The sequence below is a fragment of the Streptococcus sp. Marseille-Q5112 genome, assembly GCF_916700555.1.
In the GTDB taxonomy this organism is placed as follows: Bacteria; Bacillota; Bacilli; order Lactobacillales; family Streptococcaceae; genus Streptococcus; species Streptococcus symci.
Genome location: NZ_CAKAKP010000004.1, coordinates 123,424 through 145,705, shown reverse-complemented (window position 1 = coordinate 145,705; position 22,282 = coordinate 123,424). Strand labels below are relative to the sequence as shown.

Genomic DNA, 22,282 nt, shown 5'->3' with positions numbered 1-22,282 from the left:
TGTGAAAAAATCTGAAAAATGAGAAAGGATAAGGGATATGAAACAAGTTTTTCTCTCTACAACAACTGAATTTAAAGAGATCGATACGCTTGAACCGGGTACTTGGATCAATCTCGTCAATCCGACTCAAAATGAATCACTCGAAATCGCTAACGCCTTCGATATTGATATTGCCGACCTTCGTGCACCACTCGATGCGGAAGAAATGTCTCGTATTACCATCGAAGATGAGTATACTTTGATCATCGTGGACGTGCCGGTCACAGAAGAAAGAAATAACCGCACCTACTACGTAACCATCCCGCTTGGTATTATCATCACTGAGGAAACCATTATCACTACTTGTTTGGAACCATTACCGGTCCTCGATGTCTTTATCAACCGTCGATTGCGTAATTTCTATACCTTCATGCGTTCGCGTTTTATCTTTCAGATTCTCTATCGCAATGCAGAACTTTACCTAACAGCCCTTCGTTCGATTGACCGTAAGAGTGAACAAATCGAAAGTCAACTGCATCAATCAACTCGTAATGAAGAATTGATTGAGCTCATGGAATTGGAAAAAACTATCGTCTATTTCAAGGCCTCCCTCAAAACAAATGAGCGCGTGATTAAGAAATTGACCAGCTCAACCAGCAATATCAAGAAATACCTTGAGGACGAAGACCTGCTTGAAGATACCCTGATTGAAACCCAACAGGCCATCGAGATGGCAGACATTTATGGAAACGTCTTACATTCTATGACAGAGACCTTCGCCTCTATCATTTCTAACAACCAGAACAACATCATGAAAACCTTGGCCCTTGTGACCATCGTCATGTCCATCCCAACCATGGTCTTTTCTGCCTACGGGATGAACTTTAAGGATAATGAAATCCCTCTAAACGGTGAGCCAAATGCCTTCTGGTTAATCGTCTTTATCGCCTTTGCTATGAGTGTCTCGCTCACTCTCTATCTCATCCATAAAAAATGGTTCTAAGAGGAGTTCCTATGTCTCAGATTGATCTACAAAAATTAACAAAGAAAAACCAAGAGTTTATCCACATCGCTACCCAACAATTCATCAAAGATGGAAAAACAGACGCTGAAATCAAGGCTATCTTTGAGGAAGTTATTCCCCAAATCCTTGAGGAGCAAGCCAAGGGTACGACTGCTCGTTCCCTCTATGGCGCACCGACCCACTGGGCTCATAGTTTCACTGTCAAGGAACAATATGAAAAAGAGCATCCAAAAGAAAATGATGATCCAAAACTCATGATTATGGACTCAGCCCTTTTCATCACTAGCCTCTTTGCCCTCGTCAGCGCCCTCACAACTTTCTTTGCAGCAGATCAGGCTTTCGGCTATGGACTTGTCACTCTCCTGCTAGTTGGACTTGTTGGTGGATTTGCCTTCTACTTGATGTACTACTTTGTTTACCAATACTATGGACCAGATATGGACCGCAGCCAACGTCCACCTTTCTGGAAATCTGTACTGGTTATCCTAGCTTCTATGTTCCTTTGGTTGCTTGTCTTCTTTGCAACAAGCTTCCTACCAGCTAGCCTTAACCCAGTACTTGCTCCATTGCCACTGGCTATTATCGGAGCAGCCCTCCTAGCCCTTCGCTTCTATCTCAAGAAACGCTTGAACATCCGCAGCGCAAGTGCAGGACCAACACGTTACTAAGAAAAGGAAAGAGCTATGGCATATAGTCAATCTTTAGCTCAGCAGATTCGAAAAATTCTAGCGCTCAAACTTCCTCCCCAAATTTTCGAAGAAGAGCTAGAAGAAAAGAAGCTGTTTGGTGGCCTGGCCTTTATGATTCGTGGTAAAATGGTCCTTACTGTCAGTTCCAGAAAGGATGAACTGGTTATGGTCAGAATTGGCAAGGAAATGGAGAAGCAAGTTCTACCCCGAACAGGAGCTCATACTACATTGATGAGGGGGCGCCTTTATCATGGGTATATAGACTTAGATATAGAAGGCCAAAAAGAATTGCCTTACTGGATTGATTTGGCTCTCTCCTATAATCAAGAGTTGACCAAGTAACTCATATCTAGCGAGATTACTGATTAGAAAACGAAAAGCAACTGCACCAGCGGTTGCTTTTTCACTTGCTTGCCTACAAGCTTCCCTCTACCCTTTTCCCTATAGTTTTCTCCCATCTTTTATGATAAAATAGGCTCAATCAATTTCTAGGAGGAAGAAATATGGTTTCTACTATTGGTGTTGTTAGTTTATCTAGTGGCATTATCGGAGAGGACTTTGTCAAACACGAAGTGGACTTGGGTGTCCAACGTCTCAAGAACCTGGGACTCAATCCTACCTTTTTGCCTCATTCGCTAAAAGGATTAGACTTTATCAAGGACCATCCTGAAGCTCGTGCAGAGGATTTGATTCATGCCTTTTCTGATGATAGCATCGACATGATCCTATGCGCCATCGGTGGAGACGATACCTATCGCTTACTACCTTATCTTTTTGAAAATGACCAACTACAAAAGGTTATCAAACAAAAAATTTTTCTTGGCTTCTCGGATACAACCATGAACCATCTCATGTTGCATAAACTAGGAATCAAAACTTTTTATGGTCAATCCTTCCTAGCAGACATTTGTGAATTGGACAAGGAAGTGCTGACCTATAGCCTCCACTACTTTAAAGAATTGATTGAGACGGGAAGAATCTCAGAAATCCGCCCTAGTGACGTTTGGTATGATGAAAGGACTGACTTCAGTCCCAAGGCTCTGGGGACACCTCGTGTCAGTCATGCAAATACTGGTTTCGAGCTGTTGCGGGGAAATGCCCAGTTCGAGGGAAAAATCCTCGGTGGTTGCCTCGAATCCCTCTACGATATCTTTGACAACTCTCGATACGCAGATAGCACGGAGCTCTGCCAAAAATACAAACTTTTCCCTGACTTGTCAGACTGGGAAGGAAAAATCCTCTTGCTAGAAACAAGCGAAGAAAAGCCTGAGCTGGAAGACTTCAAAAAGATGTTGCGGACTTTAAAAGACACTGGTATATTCGAGGTCATCAGTGGACTCTTGGTCGGAAAACCTATGGATGAAACTTTCTATGACGACTATAAAGAGGCGCTATTGGATATCATTGACAGCAATATCCCGATTATCTATAATCTGAATGTCGGCCACGCCACACCAAGAGCAATTGTACCCTTCGGAATCCACGCCCGTGTAGATGCACAGGAGCAAGTCATTCGTTTTGACTATAACAAAAAATAAACAATTTCTCCATTTTTGTGCTTTTGTATTGATTTTCGTTACAATTTGTGTCTGAATTTATTGCATTTCGCTAATTTCTATGATATCTTTTTAAAGGAGGTATATATGACAAAACAAAAAATTAATCGAATTGTGGGTTCAATCGGGGCCTTTATTGGAATTATAGTATTTATTGCCTACATTCCTCAAATTATCGCCAATTTACAGGGAAATAAAGCTCAGCCATTTCAACCTTTATCAGCTGCTATATCTTGCTTAATCTGGGTTATTTATGGATGGACAAAAGAACCTAAAAAGGATTGGATACTAATCATTCCAAATTCAGCTGGTGTTATTTTAGGTGGAATCACTTTTTTGACTTCACTTTAACAAATCTAATAGTATGTATAAAAAGCTGAGATGAGTTTCTCAGCTTTTTCTATATTCTCAGATATTCTAGTTACCTGTACTCACTAATAACCGCTTTTCCACTCACAATCATTCTCGTGGTCATCAACTAGCCCTGCAGCCTGTAGAAAAGACAAGATGGCGACTGGGCCTGTGAACTTGAAACCTCGTTTTTTGAGATCTTTGGCTAATTTCTCAGACAAAGTTGTTTTAGCTGGGGCTTGGCGGTAATCGGGAACATCGTTAACGATGGTTTTCCCCTCAACAAAAGACCAAAGATAGGCATCAAAAGAGCCGTACTCTGCCTGTAGTCGTAGAAAGGCTTGGGCGTTAGCACGTGTAGCAAAAATCTTGGCTCGATTTCGGATAATAGCTGGATTATCTAGCAAGGCTTCCAATTCGGTGTCGGTCATATCTGCGACCGCTTGAATTTGATAGCCATGAAAAGCTTCTCGGAAAGCTTGGCGTTTGTTGAGCACCGTTTCCCAAGACAGGCCTGCCTGATAGGTTTCCATACACAATAACTCAAACAATGCTTGGTCATCATGGAGGGGTTGGCCCCACTCCTCATCATGGTAGGCGATGTAAAGCGGATTGGTCATCTTGACCCACGAACAACGTTTTGTCATGCTCTGCTCCTATTTGACCAACATCTTAAGGGCTGACTTGATATAGTTCTCAGCTGTATCTGTCGTTCCTTCAAAGAATTTCTTGATTTTCTTGAGCTCAGTTGCCTTGTAGCCCAGTGCCAACATGGCTTCCATAGCTTCTTCCAATTCTTGGTTTTCAGCGCTAGCTTGCACTGCGACCTTGGCAGGAAGGTCATCTCCTGCAACTACTACCTTGCCTTCCAAGTCCAGCACCATCTGCTGGGCTGTTTTCTTGCCAATTTTAGGGAACTTGGTCAAGTAGGTGATATTCTTGGTTTCAATGGCTTGAACAAGGCCAGCATTGTCATCAGCAGCGATAATAGCAAGAGCTGACACAGGACCAATCCCAGAGACCGAAATCAGACTGAGAAAGAGCTTTTTCTCGTCTTCTGAGCGAAATCCATAAAGCAGATGAGCATCCTCACGGATGACTTGATGCACATAGATCTGAGCTTCTTGATTCACCTGACCTGAATAAGCATAGGGATTGGCCACATGCAGGATATAACCGATACCATTGGTTTCAAGAACAATGTATTTGGCAGTGATTTTGGTAATGATTCCTTTTAAATATTCGTACATAGTTTTCCTTTTAGTTTAATATTTCCCCAACTCACGGAGACTGGTATGATTTTCCTGAATACGTCGGAACATCTTTTCCATATCCGACTTGGTAAAATGCACCAAAACGGGACGTCCATGGGGACAGTTATAGGGATTGTCACATTGAGAAAGTTGATAGAGGAGCTGTCTAGCCGAATGGTCATCGATACGATGGTTGGCCTTGATAGACCGCTTGCAGGACATCATAATAGCCAACTCTGCTCGGTATTTCTTGATAGAAACTTCCTTGGTCAAAAGGAGCATGTCGCACATTTCATAGATACCTGATTCAATCTCTTCTTCTGCCATCCAAATAGGATGTTCACGCAGGATAAATTGATTCTCTCCATACTCTGCTAGAAAGACGCCCACTTCCTCCAAAAGAGGCATTCTTTCCTTGAGACGCAGGGCATCATCCGCTGGAAATTCAAAGATATAGGGCACTAGGAGTTGCTGCTGGCTCTGGTCAACATTACCAATGCTTTCACGGTACTCCTCGTACTTAACCCGTTCCTGAGCCGCATGCTGGTCTATGATGTAGAGCCCATCTCGTCCTTGGGCAAAGAGATAGGTTCCATGCATTTGCCCGAAAAATTCCAACTCTGGGAAGCTGGATGATTCTTCTCGCTCCAGCTTGTCATAAGCCTTATCAAGACTCGCAAGGTCTAACTCTGGGTGATCTAGCTGGTCGTAGTTAGCAGGCTTTCTCTCTGCAAAATGCAGTTTTGCTGGCTTGGTTAGCTGATCCAAGGTTTCTTTGGCAAACAGGGTTAAATCCTGCCCTTCATCAGTTAATTCTACCTGATAATCAGCCACCTCAGCTTGACTAGGTCTTGTCGACTCAGTTTTCTCATAGTAGAGCGTATTTTCTTTGAGTGGGAGAATGGTCTGCTCCACCTTCTCACGATTGCGCACGGTCGATTTGGCAAGATTTTCCAAGGCATCAGGTATCAAAGTTTGCTCCTTGAGACTGTTAGAAATAGCTTCTGAGACCAGCGTCATCAGTTCTTTTTCCTTGGAAATCCGCACCTCTTGCTTGGTTGGATGCACATTGACATCCGCTAGATAAGGGTCGATATGAATGTGAATGACAGCCAGTGGAAAACGGCCAACCATAAGCTTGCTACCATAACCATCTAAAATAGCACGGTTGAGCAAGAAGTTCTTGATATAACGGCCATTGATGAAGAGGCTGATATAGTTGCGATTAGCTCGAGTCAACTCAGGCAAGGACACAAAACCTGTAATTTCGAAATCTAGGTCAGAATTCTCAATTTCAATCATCTTCTTGGCACTCGCTAAACCGTAAATCCCGGCGATAGCTTGGCGCAGTTGACCAGTCCCTGCTGTCCGCGTCATCTCTTTACCATCACTAACCAAACTGAAGAAAATCTCAGGATGGGCCAAGCCCAGACGATTGACAATATCAATGATATGAGATAACTCCGCTTGCTGGCTCTTCATATACTTGAGGCGGGCAGGTGTGTTGAAAAAGAGGTCCTCCACACAAACCTTGGTCCCCACAGGACTAGTCGCTGGAATGACTTCTTCAACTTCTCCCCCACGCGCAACTAGCTTGGTCCCGTGACTTGCTCCCTCAACTGCTGTCAAAAGAGTTAAAACACTAACAGACGCAATAGAAGGCAGGGCTTCACCACGAAAACCAAGCGTCCGAATCCGAAATAGGTCTGCTTGATTTTTTATCTTACTGGTCGCATGACGACGCAGGGCCAATTCTACTTCATCGTGGGCAATTCCATGACCATTATCTGTGATTTGAATCTTCTTGAGACCAGCTTCCTCAATCTCAATGATAATCTGACTAGAGCCCGCGTCAATAGCATTTTCTACCAACTCTTTGACCACACTGGCAGGACGTTCAATGACCTCTCCAGCCGCAATCTGGTTTGCCAGCACTTCTGGCAATTCAATAATATGAGACATCTTTCAGCCCCTTTCCGTATCTATTTTCCTAGAAATTGATTAGTGCTATTATACCATATTTCAGATAGGACCGAAAAAGCAAGCACCACATAGGAGCCAAATCCCTCCACATAGACAAAGTCCCTTGCCAGGTGTCGTAAAATAGTGTTTAATAAAAGTGTACAGGAAGTGATCACAACCTTGTATAACTGAAAAGGAGAGAAATTTATGAAAGTAGAACTACAGATTAGTGAGACTTACAAGGAGGAAAAACTGATTGTCCAAGCACCTCATCCGACAGATAAAGTCCAGAAAGTCATCGAGTTCGCAGAAAATCTGGATCTAACAGAAAAAATCAAAGGGAAAATCGATAGTCAGGTCTATATCGTTGAGATTGGCAAGATTCAGCGTTTCTATATCGAGAATCGGAAGGTGCTAGCAGAAACAGCAAGTCAGACCTACAATATTGATTTACGGCTCTATCAAGTCCTTGAAATTCTGCCAACCAATTTTATACAAATTTCCCAATCAGAAATCATCAATATCAACTCCATCTCTCATCTCAAGCTAACTCCCAACGGTCTAGTAGAAATCTTTCTAAAAAACGAAAGTTTCACCTACTCTTCACGCCGCTATCTAAAAACCATCAAGGAGAAATTAGAACTATGAAAAAACAAATCTTCCACGATGCAGCTGCCGGTGTTCTTATCGGCCTCATCCTCTCTATCATCTTTTCACTCATTTATGCACCAAATACCTACGCACCACTAAGTTCCGACTCTCTCATCGGCCAAGTGATGACCCAACATCAGATTCACGGTGCCCTGGTCTTGCTCTACTGCACACTGATCTGGGCAGCCATCGGTATTCTCTTTAACTTTGGCAACCGCTTATTCAGCCGTGACTGGAGCTTACTCCGTGCGACTCTGACCCATTTCTTCCTTATGCTAGTAGGCTTTATCCCATTAGCAACCCTAGCAGGTTGGTTCCCCTTCCACTGGAATTTCTACCTCCAGCTCATTATCGAGTTTGCAATTGTCTACCTCATCATTTGGACTATTTCCTATAAAAGAGCATCAAAAAAAGTAGACCATATCAATCAACTCTTGGAGCATAGAAAGTAATAGCAATAATCCCACTCACAAATGCATGAGTGGGATTATTTTTATAGTTTCTGTTTTAACTCAACCAAGACATTCATAGCCTGCATAGGTGTCATATTGTAAATATCTAGTTTAGCTAATTCTGCTAGGATAGGATGCTCTTCTGCCGTATCAAATAGTGAAATCTGTTCTGTGACAGCACTTGTTTGCCTCATGGGAGCAGGACTTTCTGTTCCTTGACTCTCTAACTGAGTCAAAATCTTATCCGCCCTTGCTAACAGGTCTGCTGGCAAGCCAGCAATCTTGGCAACATGGATACCATAGGATTTATCAGCTGGACCTGGTTCAATCTTGTGAAGGAAGGTAACCTGCCCACCCTGCTCCAAAGTTGCCACGTGGACATTGACCAAGTGTTCCAAGCTGGACTCCAGACTGGTCAACTCATGGTAGTGGGTCGCAAAGAGGGTCTTGGATCCGATATGCTCATGGATGTATTCGATGATGGACTGAGCAAGAGCCATACCATCATAAGTTGCAGTTCCCCGTCCCAATTCATCAAAGAGAATGAGAGAGTTCTTGGTCGCATGCGAAATGGCATTGTTGGCCTCCATCATCTCTACCATAAAGGTTGATTGACCTGAAACCAAGTCATCTGCTGCTCCAATACGGGTAAAGATTGCATCAAAAATCGGCAAATAGGCACTTTCTGCCGGTACATAGGATCCCATCTGGGCCATAATCGCCGTCATGGCTAACTGACGCATATAGGTTGACTTCCCACTCATGTTGGGCCCTGTAATCAGTTGAATACTAGTATCTTCTGCCATCTGAATCGTATTTGGAATATAGGTCTGAGCCCCCATAACCTTTTCAACGACAGCATGGCGCCCTTTCTGGATATCAATTTGTGAATCCTCTCCAAACTCAGGTCGAATCAAATGCTGGGTTTCAGCCACAACTGCTAGGCTCTGTAGGACATCAACCGTCGCAATTCCTTGAGCTAGAGCCTGCAAACGCTGGATGTACTTGCTGACCTCTTCACGAATACGCATAAAGATTTCGTACTCTAGGTTAGCTGACTTTTCACGCGCCTCCAGCATATCTCCCTCGATACGGGCTAATTCTTCGGTTCCAAAACGTTCCGAGTTTTTCAGCGTCGCCTTGCGGAAAAAGTGGGCTGGCACATTTCCCAGTTGCGAATTGGTCACATGGAAATAATAGCCATCCTTCTTATTGTAGTCAATCTTAAGCGTACTGATACCAGAGTTTTCTCGCTCCTTAGCCTCAATCTCAGCAATCCAGCTAGTCCCTTCTCTGAGAACGCGACGGTACTTGTCTAAAGTCTCATCAAATCCAGTTCGGATAATTCCCCCATCTGTAATCACATGAGGGGCTTCGGGGGCAATCGCTGCGCTAATCAAAATCTCCAACTCAGGGATTCCATCCAGTTGCTCGATGAGATAAGCTAGAGCAGGTTGCTCCATTCCTTCTAAAATCGCTCGGATTCGTGGCACACTGGACAAGGTAGTAGCCAGCTGCAGGAGGTCCTTGGGATTGGTTTTGCCAAAAGAAACCCGACTAGCCAAACGTTCGATGTCATAAACACCCTTGAGACTGTCTGTCAAATCACTACGCTCAAAGAAATGGTCGAGAAAGACCTGCACCACTTCTTGGCGTTGGACGATTCGTTCCTTATCAATCAGGGGACGATGAATCCAAGACCGCAAGAGCCGCATACCCATAGCTGTTTTGGTTTCATCCAAAAGCCAGAAAAGACTGCCTTGCTTCTTGCCTGACCGAGCATTCTCAACCAAATCCAGACTAGCCTTGGTCGCATAATCCATCTGCAAGAAATCCTTGATTTCATAGCGGATAACAGGTTTAAGGTGGTTCAATTCCCTCATCTGGGTTCGATGAACATACTGGAGGAGTTTACTAGATGCTGCTTGTTCCACAGCTGCTAATCGTGAATCCAGTAAATGAAGGTCTTCAAAGCCTTCTTTTTCATAAGAGAGTACCAGATTCATCTGGCGACTGAGGATTTGTTCTTCTTCCTCAGACAAGTCATAACCCAGCACCACTTCTCGCGCCTTGAGATTACGGATTTCCCCACAAACCAGCGTGAAATCCAATAAACCTGTCACATAAAAGTCACCGGTCACCAGGTCCATATAAGCTAGACCAAATTGATTGCCTTCGCGGTCTATAGCAACCAAAAAATTATTCTGACTGTCCGGCTTACTGCTATCAACCACTGTTCCTGGCGTAATGACCTGAACAACCTCTCGTTTCACAACCCCAACTGCTTGTTTAGGATCTTCCATCTGCTCTGCGATAGCTACCTTATAGCCCTGCTCAATCAAGACATCAATGTACTGTTGGGCAGAATGATAGGGGACACCCGCCATAGGAATCGGATTGTCCGCATTCTTATTGCGACTCGTTAAGGAAATTTCCAGAATCTGCGCAGCATTGACCGCATCCTCATAAAATAATTCATAAAAATCACCCATCCGAAAGAGCAAAAACGCATCTGGATATTGCTTTTTAATATCCACATACTGTTGCATGCCGGGTGATAGCTTTTCTGTCGCCATTTTCCGTCTCTCCTTGTCAAAAATAAGTCTTGAGAGTAACTCCCAAGACCTTACTTATCTTTCATCAAATCTAGCAAACGATCTTCCATGAGTTTGGCAACGTGCTGGTCTCGACAAATAACCAATAAGGTATTGGCACCAGCAACTGTTCCTAAAATCCATTCATCCTTGTTTGCATCTACAATATTTGCCAAAACAGAGGCTTCTCCTAATTTGGTATGAAGTACCAAGGTAAACTCTGCTCTTGCAACACCTTCTAAATGATGAGACAAAAATTCCACCAAATCAATCTTTTCTGTCTCATTTGCTAGTACATAATACACCATATCATTTTTCTTGACCTTGGTCAAGCCGATTTCGCGCAAATCTCGAGATAGGGTTGTCTGCGTCACAAAGACATTGTGTGCCTCCAACCGATCTTGAATTTCTTTTTGTGTACTTAATTTCTCCTCAGTAATCATTTTTTTTATTAACTGATGACGATCTCTTTTTCTCATAAAATCCTCTTATATGCATATTTATAACTAATTTTATAACTATATTATACCAAAAAAATAGGAGATTTCAAAAATTTTTTCTTCTTTCTTTAAAATTGTGATAAAATAGTAGAAAAGTCCAAAAAGGAGCTCTTAATGAATACAAAAGAATTGATTGCTAGCGAGTTGGCTAGCGTCATTGATAGCCTGGACCAAGAGGCTATTTTAAATTTACTGGAAACCCCTAAAAACTCAGAAATGGGAGACATCGCTTTCCCTGCTTTTTCACTTGCAAAAGTCGAACGTAAAGCACCTCAAATGATTGCTGCTGAACTGGCTGAAAAAATTAACAGCCAAGCCTTTGAAAAGGTTGTCGCAACAGGACCTTACGTTAACTTTTTCCTTGATAAATCTGCCATTTCTGCTCAAGTATTGCAAGCTGTTATCACTGAAAAAGAACACTATGCTGATCAACATATTGGTAAACAAGAAAATGTTGTTATCGATATGTCTAGTCCCAATATCGCTAAACCATTCTCTATTGGCCACCTGCGCTCAACTGTCATCGGAGATAGCTTATCACATATTTTCCAAAAAATCGGATATCAAACAGTCAAGGTCAACCATTTGGGAGACTGGGGTAAACAGTTTGGGATGTTGATTGTTGCCTACAAAAAATGGGGCGACGAAGAAGCTGTAAAAGCTCATCCAATTGATGAACTTCTTAAACTCTATGTCCGCATCAACGCTGAAGCTGAAAATGACCCTAGCTTGGATGAAGAAGCACGCGAATGGTTCCGTAAACTTGAAAATGGAGACGAGGAAGCTCTCGCTCTTTGGCAATGGTTCCGTGATGAAAGTTTGGTGGAATTTAACCGCCTTTACAATGAATTGCAGGTTGAATTTGACAGCTATAACGGAGAAGCCTTCTATAACGATAAGATGGATGCAGTCGTAGACATTCTTTCTGAAAAAGGCCTTCTTGTTGAGTCAGAAGGTGCCCAAGTTGTGAATCTTGAGAAATATGGAATTGAACATCCAGCCCTCATCAAGAAATCTGATGGAGCAACTCTCTATATCACACGTGACTTGGCTGCAGCCCTTTACCGTAAAAATGAATACCAATTTGCCAAATCTATCTATGTCGTTGGCCAAGAACAATCTGCCCACTTTAAACAACTCAAAGCCGTCTTGCAAGAGATGGGCTACGACTGGAGTAACGATATTACTCACGTTCCTTTTGGTTTAGTTACAAAAGAAGGAAAAAAACTCTCTACTCGTAAAGGGAATGTCATCTTGCTAGAACCTACTGTTGCAGAGGCTGTTAGTCGCGCCAAGGCTCAAATCGAGGCTAAAAATCCGGAATTGGAAAACAAAGACCAGGTAGCGCATGCTGTTGGTGTTGGAGCCATTAAATTCTATGACCTCAAAACCGACCGTACAAATGGATACGACTTCGACCTAGAGGCTATGGTATCCTTCGAAGGTGAAACTGGACCTTATGTACAATATGCCTACGCTCGTATCCAATCGATCTTACGTAAAGCGGATTTTAAACCCGAAACAGCTGGCAACTATAGCTTGAATGATGCTGAAAGTTGGGAAATCATCAAACTCATCCAAGACTTTCCACGTATTATCAACCGTGCGGCAGATAACTTTGAACCTTCTATCATTGCTAAATTTGCAATTAGCCTAGCTCAAGCCTTTAACAAGTACTATGCACACACGCGTATCTTGGATGAAAGCCCAGAACGCGATAGCCGTCTAGCCCTCAGCTACGCAACAGCAGTCGTGCTCAAAGAAGCCCTTCGCTTGCTTGGAGTAGAAGCACCTGAGAAGATGTAAATCGCCAAAGTTACTTAGATTGCTTTGCAATCTAAGTAACTAACGCCAAATCCTATCAGAGATTTGGCTAGGCGCTTCACTAGTTTTAGGACATAAATATGATCGACTTATGTCCTAAAACGTCGTAATCTTAAAGTTATTGGAACTAAAGTTCCTAATTGTTAGACGCTAGCCGCTTATATGCGGACTAGCTAACTGCTTCACTAGTAAAGAAACATAAATATTATCGATTTATGTTTCTTTACGTCGTAACCAGAGACACTTGCCTAAACGCCTCACTAAATTGGTCAACCAAATCTATTAATTGGCTTAGTGGCTGGTGCTAATCTTCAAGTCACTAGAATGTAAAGCAATCTAAGTAACTTACACTAAATCTATACGGATTTTGGTTTAGAGGTCTATCAGAAATCTTATCAAGTTTTGCTGACTTGTTCTGCTATTTTAGATCCACTAAATCGATTTATTCACTACTACTTCTTTATCATACAGGGAGATATTCTATGAGCCAGTATGCTTATATCCTCGTTGTGATTAGCTTGGTTTTCCTTTTTCTGCTTAATAAGTACGAGAAGGAGAGACTGCAAAAACTCTACCAAGAACAACTTTTAAAGGATGAAACATTTAGGTCTAACATCAAAGAGAAAATTCACACGACTGAAAACATCAATGATGTCATTGCTTACATCAATAAAACTTATCATCTAGGAATGTTGCTATCAAAAGACATTACAGATCAATTGAAATAATCAAAAACCGAGAAGAAAGCTTCTCGGTTTTTTTAGGGCATAATTTTTATCTTCCAACTATAGCAAATAACATTTATATTAAAAATTTTATAGGTAATTTTCATCTCTGCTATAGAGGGGGATATAATAAGTTCTTTCTTCTAATGATTGCAAGATTGGTTTCAGCTTAACTTTCCAACTCATACAAATCTGCGATAATCGCTGCGACACGTTTGATATCTCCCAGCATACCTCGCATTTCAAAATCAGCCAATACAGGGAAGCCAAAACGTTGACTATATTGCTTGGCTGTCAGGCAGTATTGGTTATTAAAGTTACGATTTCCTGAACCAACCACACCAAAACACTTACTAGCATTGTCACCATAGGCGATAAAATCTCCCACTGGTGTCGTCAAAATCTCGACATCTCCGTTATCCACGCCATTCCCACCTTCTAGGTAAGTCGGCAAAAAAGCAACATAGGGATGGTCCATTTCATAGAAATCTTGGCCTTCTTTGACCAAATCCTTGATATGAATCTTTTGAACCTCAATTCCCTCGTACTGGGACAAGAGATAGTCTTTCAAGCGCGTCACAAAACTCTCCGTATTTCCACTCAGACTGATGTAGACCAAGGAAACTTTTTTCATGTTCTCCTCCTTTTTTTAAATCATAAAAAATAACTACCAAGATTGTATCTTGATAGTTATGCTTTGTCAACTCTTAGGCAAGTTCTTCCTCTTCTTGAGTTTCTGTCAATTCTTTTTGCTGACGCCACATTTTATAGAAGACGATTGCTAGGAAGATAACATTGAGTACGATCCCAAAAATAGCAGAACCTTTGGCACCAAGCTCCGCTCCCATACGGATGTTAGGGTCTGTAAAAAGTAAAACCGCATCCTGAACGCCGATAAAGTTGTAGATAGAACCAACGATGGCAACGAAGACATAAGCAAGATAAGTGTAGTTAGCCAATTGGATGTTTTTACGAACAAGGAAAACCAAAGACACAACCACCAGAATAACAGATAAGACAACCAAGAGAATGTTGAAGATAGAATGACCATGCTCCGATACCTTAATGGTGTAAGCAACGAGCTCCTTAGCATAAGTAGCATTAACACCTGATGCTGATGTTTCTAGATTGTTCATAGCCTCCGCAGTAGGTACTGGAGATATGATTCCAAATAGTGACATTGCTGAGAGTAAGGCTGAAAAAATCAGTAATACCCATAGATAAATCGGTTTCTTTTTCATGATAGAACCTCCTGATATTATTATTGATATTATAGCACTTTTTGTAAAGGGATACAAATATTATAGTGTAGTTTCTACCTGTTTTCGGTAGGCTTTTGGCGATTTTCCGCACAATTTTCGGAACACTTTATAGAAATATCCAACATTACTGTAACCAACAGCATAACAAATATCTTCGATACTGTCACTGGTTGAAAGTAAAAGTTGCTGAGCAGCCTTAATGCGTTGTTTGTTTAAAAGCTCTGCGAAGGTCGAATTGGTTTCTCGCTTAATCAACTGCCCCAGATAGACAGGATTGATAAAGAGATCCTTACTGATATCCTTGAGAGAAAGTTCTTTCTGATAATCACGCCCAATGACTTCTAGCACACTAACCACATTTTCATTCATACGATATTGCCCAAAGAATCGAGTCAGAGTTTCCTTGATATAAGGAACCAATTCATCGAAGGTTTGAATAGCATGAATCGTTTTGACAATATCCGTCAAATCATCAGCCTTTAGATGTTCAAACAAATGAAAGACATCCATGACAAACTGGATAAAAAGCTGTTTGGTAATCGGAACACGCGGTGTATTTTCAAGAACCACCTTCTCCAAGAGATTTAACTCTTCTACGATTTGATTGAGATTTCCCTGAATGATAACCCTATAAATCGGTTCGTAATAGGCAAAGAGACTCTCAGACTGTTTTAGATTTACAGAACCGTAAAAGAGGGCTTTCTCAGCATTCAGCTTCCAGCGTTCAAAGTGTTCCTGATAAGGAGCTTCAAAGGGAGTAACGACTAAACCATCTAGGGGTTGGTCAGAAATAAAAATCTGCCAGTCTTGACCCAATACATAGTAGGGAATGGTGAAAGAGCCTTGTTTTTCCTTGGATAGGCCTATCCACCAATTCTCCTTACCTCCTAGATAACTAACAAATCCAGCCTCGTCTAAATCTTGACTGAGGGTCTGACTTTTCTTTCCTCTCTCGCCTAGCTGACCTGCAATCTTCTCCAGCAAATTACCCAACTCTACCTTATCAACAGGTTTGACCAGATAGTCCACCACACTAAGGTTCATTGCTCTTTTTACATAATCAAACTCCTGATAACCTGAGAGCAGGATATAGGCAGCATCTGGTAAAATCTCTTTCATTTCCCGAATCATATCAAGCCCTGTTTTGTCGGGCATATTGACATCTGAAATGATGACATCGACGGGATTTTTCTGAACATATTCTAGGGCTTCATCGGCATGACTGGCTGTTGCGACGACCTCCATATCCCACTTATCAAAAGGAATCAAACGTTTCAGACCTTCTGTCACCATGTACTCATCATCTACTAATAATACTTTATACATTTTCTCCCTTTCTACTCATCTTGAATTGTAATACGATACTGAACACCTGCTTGCTCCGCAGACTCTATAGTAATGGCATAGCGATCCCCAAAATAGAGCACAAAACGCTCATGGACATTGACAATCCCGATAGACTGCTTTTGTTCACTATAACTGGCTTGGTGTTCAAAATGTCTCTGACTTAACTTTTCTCGGATATCGACCAGCTTTTCAGTCGACATTCCACGGCCATTATCTACCACCAAAATTTCTACAAAACCATCCTGTTTAAGCGCCTTGATGCTAATCACATTATCTGTCCGTCTGTGGTCAACACCATGCGCGAAATAATTTTCTACCAGCGGTTGCAAGGTAAACTTAGGAATCTTCATATTCTCTAACTCTGGATCAATCTTGAAACCATAGGCAATGGACTTAGGATAGCGAACCATGCAGAGATAGCTGTATTTACGGCAAAATTCCAATTCCTGTTTGAGGAGTGTTTCTCTTTCGTCAGAAATATTGTTACGCAAGAGACTACTGAACTCATAAATGATATCTGCCAACTCATCTTGACTCTGCATAACTGCATACATACGCAGGAACTCCAGAGTATTGTACATGAAGTGAGGGTTGATTTGAGCCTGTAAGGCTCGCATATTGGCATCTTTTTGACTAAGCTCTAACTGATAAATATCATGGATATTCTTTTCCAATCGATCCAACATATCATTGGTCGTCTCCGAGATTAGGAGCAATTCCTGATCCTTTTCAAGTGTGTCAATACGAAGACCTTCTTCCCCTTGGGCAATAGCTTGAATGGAATCCACCAAATCCACTACTTGCTTTTGGTAATTAGCAAAGGTCTGCCTCAAAGTCAGATAGAGAATGACAATAAAGAGAAGACTCAAGCCCACAATCAAAGCAGAACTAGCCACTGTTCCTTGTAAAACAAAGTTTTTAGGAACTGCCACCTGAACCTGATATCCATGAGAAGTCATACCAACAAACCAGTTCTCATGTTCCCTATTGACCCTCTCACCAATATGAAAAATCTCCGTATCAAATGGTGATGTCACAGTAACAGCCATCGGAATATGACCTCGGGTATTGTCAATGGCATGATATAAAACTTCTGGATCCAAGGAGATGTATATCACTCCTATAGATTGATCCGTTGCTGGATCCAGAACAGGAATTCCAAAACTATTGGCCTCTGGTTTAAAGGCCTCAGCAGGCAAGACATGCCCACTTCTTTTATCCCTTGTTGACACATAAACTTCTTTAAAATCCTGCAAGACGATTGCAACACCCGTTATAGAGTCATTTTGGACATAAAGATCATCAATGTTTTCATACAGAGAAATAGAAGTTGACGAAGCTGCTTGGTGCTCCAACAGCCAATAAAAGTACTCAGAAGTTGACAAGCTAAAGTACTTATAAACCCCTTGTATCCGGTCTTGATTGGCTACTAAATCTTGCGCGAGTTGGGCTGACTCCCGATAATAATACTCCACCTCATCGACTGTTCGAGTGGTTACACGTTGGGCTACTCTTTGAGCTTCCTTTTCCCGTGAATCCCAGTCAGCGTAAGAGAGTAAGATTGCAAAACTCGCAATAATAATCATCATAACTGAACTGTAGGTTCTCAGAAGCGTATGTAGCCAAAACTGCTTCATTCTATTTTGTCGCCAATTTTTCATGGATACTTTCATAGACCGGTTCCAACATATCACTGATAAAGAAATGCCACATCCCAATTCCTACAAAGAAAAGTAGGGCAGGCATATAGTAACCAATTGCCACAAGTAGCACTGTCCCAAGGAGAACCTTGGCCACAGCTGCTAGGCTCATAAAGATGCCAATCAAGGATAGTTTGAGACTATTTCGATAGGACAAATCAAAATAAACTTGTAATTTCAAAGATACTGTATAAGCCAAAAAAATCAGGGCAACTACTAGAACATTCAAAAAGGTCGCAATCAAATGAATAATAGTCTGATGAGGCAATTGCACCAAGAGATACAAGCCATAGATTAAAACTAGATCCACCCCTAAAAAGCTATAGAAAATCAGGTTGCTTGAGACGAAATTTTGCTTGTAAAGAGACCAAGCCTCCTTCAAACTGTATTCCCGAAAGCTATAACCATGTTCTGCATATAGGCTCATCAAGGTGGCACTAGCTGGCGCTAGACCAAGAATAATCCCTCCTGCTAAGGTTAATAGCCAAAAGAAGGCTGTCGCAATCATCCCTAAAAAGAAACGATTAAAGACAAAGTCTAAAAATCTACCCATGATATCTCCCTAAAAATAACTATGAAACTATTATATCATATTTCAAGCGTTTTCAAAAACATAGACTATCCATTTACAATCCCACCAAACCGTGGTACAATGAGAATTGTGAGAAAATTATCAGGAGACAATTCATGAAAAAATCTATCTTAACTACACTGCTTTTTGCAGTTCTTTACTTCCTCTGCATGGGGATTGGTGTCCTTTTGGGCAATCTCTTTGACCAAACCGGAAATATGTTTTATGCGCCTGCCTTTACTGCCCTTGTCGGCGGTAGCGTCTATATGATCCTAGTCGCAAAAGTTCCGCGCTTTGGAGCCATTACCACTATCGGCCTTGTCATGGCCCTCTTTTTCTTGGGATCTAAACACGGTGCTGGCGCCTTCCTTCCTGGAATTATCTGTGGTCTCCTAGCAGATGGAGTAGCTCATTTAGGAAAATACAAGGACCAAACAAAGAATTTCCTTTCTTTCATACTCTTTGCCTTTAGCACATCCGGACCAATCCTACTTATGTGGATTGCGCCCCAAACCTATATGGCAACCCTTCTAGCAAGAGGAAAATCCCAAGAATATATCGACCGTATCATGGTCGCACCAAATCCTGGAACCATCCTTCTATTTATCGCAAGTATTGTCATCGGAGCCCTAGTTGGCGCCTTGATTGGACAAGCCTTGAGTAAAAAATTTGCACAGAAAATCTGATAAATAAAAAGAGCCGCACGGCTCTTTTTTATTTATGACTCAATTTCTTAGTCAAGAAATCTCCCAAGAATTGGATTGCAAAGATAATCAAAATGATAATGATGGTTGCCAAAATGGTCACATCGTGATTGTAACGGTTAAATCCATAAGCGATGGCTACGTTACCAATACCGCCAGCTCCAACCGCACCAGCCATAGCTGTTTCCCCAACAAGAGAAATCAAGGTTACAGTTGTCACACGGATCAAATCTGGAAGACCTTCTGATAGGTAAACACCCACGATATCCCAGAAAGTCGCTCCGCTAGCTTGAGCCGCCTCAATGACACCACCATCCAATTCAGCCAAGACAACCTGCACCTGACGGGCAAAGAAGGCAAAGACCGCAAAAGATAGGGGTACGATAGCCGCATTTGGTCCGATACTTGTTCCTACGATTAGATGAGAGAAGGGTGACAAGACTGCCAAGAGAATAATAAATGGCACCGCACGGAAGATTGACGTGATCTTGTCTAAAATCCAGAAAACGACCTTATTTTCCAAGACACCACCCGGCGCTGTCAAGACAAGGAAGAGACCTGCCACCAGCCCCAAGAAACCTCCGATGATGAAGGAAAGAACTGTCATATAAAGGGTTAGGTAGATGGCTGTTCCCCAGCCTGCTTGACCAGCCCAGCCCATTTTATAGACATTTGGTAAATAGGTTTGAATCAATGATTCCATCTTACTGTCCTCCCTTCAATACTTTTAGCTGTACGCCTGCTTGACGAATGGCTTCTTGGGCACCTGCTAGTGCTGCTTTTTCACCTGACAAGACCACCACCAATTCTCCAACAGGAGTGCCATCGAGGATTTCGATATTCCCATAGAGGATATTAGCCGTTACTTGGTAACGCTTGTACAATTCATTCAAAAGCGGCTCGTCTGTTGAAGCACCTGCATACTTGAGTTGCACCAAAAGACTGTTTTCAGACAAGTGTTCCACGATTTCTTGCTTCTCAATCTTGACCATGGCTTCGTCAATGCCTGTGGCTGTTGAGATAAAGTCCTGGGTCAAAGGTTGTTTAGGGTCTGAGAAGATTTCAAGGACACTGCCCTCTTCAATCAAATGTCCATCCTGCATAACTGCCACACGGTTGGCAATGTCTTTGACAATCTGCATTTCATGCGTAATCAAGACAACAGTCAAACCTAATTTTTGGTTCAAATCTTGCAATAAAGCCAAAATCTGCTTGGTTGTCTTAGGGTCAAGAGCAGAAGTTGACTCGTCTGAAATCAAGATTTTTGGATCGTTGGCCAAGGCACGCGCAATGGCCACACGCTGTTTTTGCCCTCCAGATAGTTGTGAAGGGTAGTTTTCAGCACGATCTGCCAAACCAACCAAGTCCAACAACTTGGCTACTTTAGCTTTCTTTTCTTCCTTGCTGAGTCCAGAGTGTTTGAGGGCAAAGGCCACATTCTCCTCTGCTGTCTTTTGACTCATCAGGTTAAAATGCTGGAAAATCATTCCGATATCCTGACGTTTGCGACGCAACTGCTCTGCCGTCAAAGTCACCTTGCCATCAAAAATCACATCATCGTCAATAGTAATTTTCCCTGCCGATGGCTTTTGCAAGAGGTTAATCACCCGTACAAGGGTTGATTTCCCTGCTCCAGAATATCCAACGATTCCGTAGATATCCCCTTCTTGGATGTGAATAGTCACATCCTTGACCGCTGTGATGGTTCTCTTCTTCTGGTGAAAAGTCACATCGATCTGATCTAACTTGATAATATCTCTACTCATAGCTTCTAATCAGCTCCTCTACTAATTCAATATGGGTGTAGTAATCGGCGATTCGCACATTTTCATCTCCACCGTGGTCTCGACTGTTGGCATTTCCTAGACCGAAGGCTACCATAGGCACCTCTAGGGCATCAAAGACCGTATGCATAGGCCCTGTCCCCGCTGTGGTCGGCAAGACTGAAACGCCCTGTGGATAGAATTTCTTGGCCAACTCGATTACATTGAGAATGGCTGGCGCGCTCATATCGCTTCGATAGCTCATCTCTCCCAAGGTATAGTATAATTCTACCTTATCAAAGCCATTTTTGTCTAGCTGTTTCCGAATTTTTTCCAGAACATCATGCGGTTCTAGGCCAGGAACCAAACGAACCTCTAGCTTAGCACTGGCTTCTGCAGGTAATATCGTTTTGACTCCTTGTCCTTGATAACCTGACTGAATCCCTTCGATATTAAGAGCTGGCTCGAAAAAGAAACGTTTTAGAAAGTCTGCGCGGTCCTCTTGTAAGAGAGGCAATTCCAAACCATAAATCTGGCTGATTTCTCCTGGATTTCGTTGAGCATAGATATCCACCAAAGCCAATTCACGTTCATTTGGCTCTTGTACTTCTTCGTACAAACCTTCAACCAAGATACGACCATCTGCGGCACGAAGAGACTGTAGGGCTTGAAGGAGGTACCAGGGAGCTGACTCCACAACCCCACCATAACTAGAGTGGATATCCACATCAGCACTTTTAACCTTGGCATCAAAGGTCACAATCCCCTTATTTCCACCAGAAATTTCCAGCTGTTCCAAGGCATTTTTGGTTCCTTGTTCCCAGACCAATAAATCCGCACCACGGAGTTTATCCGCATGCTTTTCTAGATACTTATCCAGGTCTGTCGAAGCCGATTCCTCCGCTCCCTCCATGATAAAACTGATATTGACAGGCAGGTCATCATGGTGCTGCATGTATTTTCTCAAAGCACTCAAACGAGCTGTGAGGTGACCCTTATCATCGTCAACCCCACGTCCATACATGAAGCCATTGCGCACTGAAAGAGTAAAGGGATCCTCTGTCCAGATCTGATCCCCATCCGCTGGCACAGTGTCATAGTGGTTATAGAAAATCAAGGTCTTGGCATCTGGACGCGAACTCTTGAAATGCGCCATGACAAAGGGCGCTGTATAAGTCTCATCAATCTCCACTTCAGCCCCCACACGCTTGAAAATCTCACCCAGATAGTTGGCAACTTCTTTGAGACCCACCTGTTGGGCAAAGACCGACTTCTTAGAAATCAAGGTACGCAAAACCTCAAAATAATGCTGGGCCACATGATCCTTTTCAAATTTTTCAATCTGTTCTTGTTCGCTAGGAAAAACCATATTCTC

At 42.3% G+C, this 22,282-nt stretch carries 23 protein-coding genes; 10 read left to right on the top strand and 13 right to left on the bottom strand.

Translation table 11 applies throughout. The features are described 5' to 3' along the window. The first annotated feature begins 37 nt into the window (after positions 1–37). The 5 genes from LG372_RS03920 (at position 38) to LG372_RS03900 (ending at position 3,599) form a co-directional block, all read left to right on the top strand. Entirely contained in the window at positions 38–982 is a 945-nt protein-coding gene (locus LG372_RS03920) for a magnesium transporter CorA family protein (protein WP_000815623.1), read from the top strand. An 11-nt stretch (positions 983–993) separates the two neighbouring features. After that, positions 994–1,671: a DUF1129 domain-containing protein gene (locus tag LG372_RS03915; RefSeq protein WP_084923799.1), complete on the top strand. Its 678-nt coding sequence runs from the start codon at positions 994–996 to the stop codon at positions 1,669–1,671. 15 nt (positions 1,672–1,686) lie between these two features. After that, complete coding sequence (locus tag LG372_RS03910) at positions 1,687–2,034, top strand: hypothetical protein (protein WP_000331824.1); 348 nt, start codon at positions 1,687–1,689, stop codon at positions 2,032–2,034. 161 nt (positions 2,035–2,195) lie between these two features. Continuing rightward, on the top strand, positions 2,196–3,230 hold the full coding sequence (locus LG372_RS03905) for a S66 peptidase family protein (RefSeq protein WP_225742181.1): 1,035 nt from the start codon (positions 2,196–2,198) through the stop codon (positions 3,228–3,230). Positions 3,231–3,335: 105 nt separating this feature from the next. Next, positions 3,336–3,599, top strand: coding sequence for a SemiSWEET family transporter (locus tag LG372_RS03900; RefSeq protein ID WP_000166114.1), 264 nt, complete (start codon positions 3,336–3,338; stop codon positions 3,597–3,599). 83 nt (positions 3,600–3,682) lie between these two features. Here LG372_RS03900 and LG372_RS03895 read toward each other — a convergent pair whose 3' ends face one another. From LG372_RS03895 to mutL, 3 genes are read right to left on the bottom strand one after another with little or no spacing between them, the layout of a single operon-like run. Next, the gene (locus tag LG372_RS03895; RefSeq protein WP_225742180.1) at positions 3,683–4,246 is read right to left on the bottom strand and encodes a DNA-3-methyladenine glycosylase I; all 564 of its coding nucleotides are present in this window, start codon (positions 4,244–4,246) and stop codon (positions 3,683–3,685) included. Between the two features lie 9 nt (positions 4,247–4,255). Continuing rightward, positions 4,256–4,849, bottom strand: a complete 594-nt coding sequence (gene ruvA / locus LG372_RS03890; protein ID WP_064276764.1) for a Holliday junction branch migration protein RuvA — start codon at positions 4,847–4,849, stop codon at positions 4,256–4,258. Between the two features lie 15 nt (positions 4,850–4,864). Beyond that, complete coding sequence (gene mutL / locus LG372_RS03885) at positions 4,865–6,814, bottom strand: DNA mismatch repair endonuclease MutL (protein ID WP_225742179.1); 1,950 nt, start codon at positions 6,812–6,814, stop codon at positions 4,865–4,867. 207 nt (positions 6,815–7,021) lie between these two features. Between mutL and LG372_RS03880 the strand changes: the two genes are divergently transcribed. Together LG372_RS03880 and LG372_RS03875 are read left to right on the top strand one after the other, a co-directional pair. After that, the gene (locus LG372_RS03880; protein ID WP_225742178.1) at positions 7,022–7,462 is read left to right on the top strand and encodes a LytTR family DNA-binding domain-containing protein; all 441 of its coding nucleotides are present in this window, start codon (positions 7,022–7,024) and stop codon (positions 7,460–7,462) included. Beyond that, the gene (locus LG372_RS03875) at positions 7,459–7,917 is read left to right on the top strand and encodes a DUF3021 domain-containing protein (protein ID WP_120719091.1); all 459 of its coding nucleotides are present in this window, start codon (positions 7,459–7,461) and stop codon (positions 7,915–7,917) included. The genes LG372_RS03880 and LG372_RS03875 overlap by 4 nt, the downstream gene beginning before the upstream one ends. Positions 7,918–7,958: 41 nt before the next feature. Here the strand turns inward: LG372_RS03875 and mutS are convergent, their stop codons facing one another. Beyond that, on the bottom strand, positions 7,959–10,493 hold the full coding sequence (gene mutS, locus LG372_RS03870; protein ID WP_225742177.1) for a DNA mismatch repair protein MutS: 2,535 nt from the start codon (positions 10,491–10,493) through the stop codon (positions 7,959–7,961). Positions 10,494–10,543: 50 nt separating this feature from the next. Further along, positions 10,544–10,990 (bottom strand): arginine repressor, encoded by a 447-nt coding sequence (gene argR, locus LG372_RS03865; protein WP_001231476.1) that lies wholly within the window; start codon positions 10,988–10,990, stop codon positions 10,544–10,546. Between the two features lie 135 nt (positions 10,991–11,125). Between argR and argS the strand changes: the two genes are divergently transcribed. Continuing rightward, positions 11,126–12,817 (top strand): arginine--tRNA ligase, encoded by a 1,692-nt coding sequence (argS, locus tag LG372_RS03860; RefSeq protein WP_225742176.1) that lies wholly within the window; start codon positions 11,126–11,128, stop codon positions 12,815–12,817. Positions 12,818–13,317: 500 nt separating this feature from the next. Next, the gene (locus tag LG372_RS03855) at positions 13,318–13,563 is read left to right on the top strand and encodes a hypothetical protein (RefSeq protein WP_061589638.1); all 246 of its coding nucleotides are present in this window, start codon (positions 13,318–13,320) and stop codon (positions 13,561–13,563) included. Between the two features lie 166 nt (positions 13,564–13,729). On the opposite strand, the gene nrdI is transcribed toward LG372_RS03855, so the two are convergent. The 5 genes from nrdI to LG372_RS03830 form a co-directional block, all read right to left on the bottom strand. Beyond that, entirely contained in the window at positions 13,730–14,194 is a 465-nt protein-coding gene (gene nrdI, locus LG372_RS03850) for a class Ib ribonucleoside-diphosphate reductase assembly flavoprotein NrdI (protein ID WP_020901834.1), read from the bottom strand. Between the two features lie 73 nt (positions 14,195–14,267). Continuing rightward, a complete protein-coding gene (locus tag LG372_RS03845) occupies positions 14,268–14,801 on the bottom strand; it encodes a hypothetical protein (protein WP_049493894.1) in 534 nt (177 codons plus the stop codon). Between the two features lie 60 nt (positions 14,802–14,861). Continuing rightward, positions 14,862–16,148 (bottom strand): response regulator transcription factor, encoded by a 1,287-nt coding sequence (locus LG372_RS03840; RefSeq protein WP_225742175.1) that lies wholly within the window; start codon positions 16,146–16,148, stop codon positions 14,862–14,864. Positions 16,149–16,159: 11 nt separating this feature from the next. Continuing rightward, entirely contained in the window at positions 16,160–17,830 is a 1,671-nt protein-coding gene (locus LG372_RS03835) for a sensor histidine kinase (protein WP_318783357.1), read from the bottom strand. Further along, complete coding sequence (locus tag LG372_RS03830) at positions 17,808–18,422, bottom strand: YesL family protein (protein WP_049502609.1); 615 nt, start codon at positions 18,420–18,422, stop codon at positions 17,808–17,810. The genes LG372_RS03835 and LG372_RS03830 overlap by 23 nt, the downstream gene beginning before the upstream one ends. Before the next feature lie 134 nt (positions 18,423–18,556). Here LG372_RS03830 and LG372_RS03825 point away from each other — a divergent pair, with 134 nt between their 5' ends. Beyond that, positions 18,557–19,126, top strand: a complete 570-nt coding sequence (locus LG372_RS03825) for an MptD family putative ECF transporter S component (RefSeq protein WP_125408971.1) — start codon at positions 18,557–18,559, stop codon at positions 19,124–19,126. A gap of 28 nt (positions 19,127–19,154) precedes the next feature. Here the strand turns inward: LG372_RS03825 and LG372_RS03820 are convergent, their stop codons facing one another. From LG372_RS03820 to LG372_RS03810, 3 genes are read right to left on the bottom strand one after another with little or no spacing between them, the layout of a single operon-like run. Beyond that, a complete protein-coding gene (locus LG372_RS03820; protein ID WP_000444647.1) occupies positions 19,155–19,847 on the bottom strand; it encodes a methionine ABC transporter permease in 693 nt (230 codons plus the stop codon). 1 nt (position 19,848) lies between these two features. Beyond that, on the bottom strand, positions 19,849–20,910 hold the full coding sequence (locus tag LG372_RS03815; protein WP_000085667.1) for a methionine ABC transporter ATP-binding protein: 1,062 nt from the start codon (positions 20,908–20,910) through the stop codon (positions 19,849–19,851). Continuing rightward, entirely contained in the window at positions 20,903–22,276 is a 1,374-nt protein-coding gene (locus tag LG372_RS03810) for a M20 family metallopeptidase (protein ID WP_225742174.1), read from the bottom strand. Before LG372_RS03810 ends, LG372_RS03815 begins: the two co-directional genes overlap by 8 nt. Between the last annotated feature and the right edge of the window lie 6 nt (positions 22,277–22,282).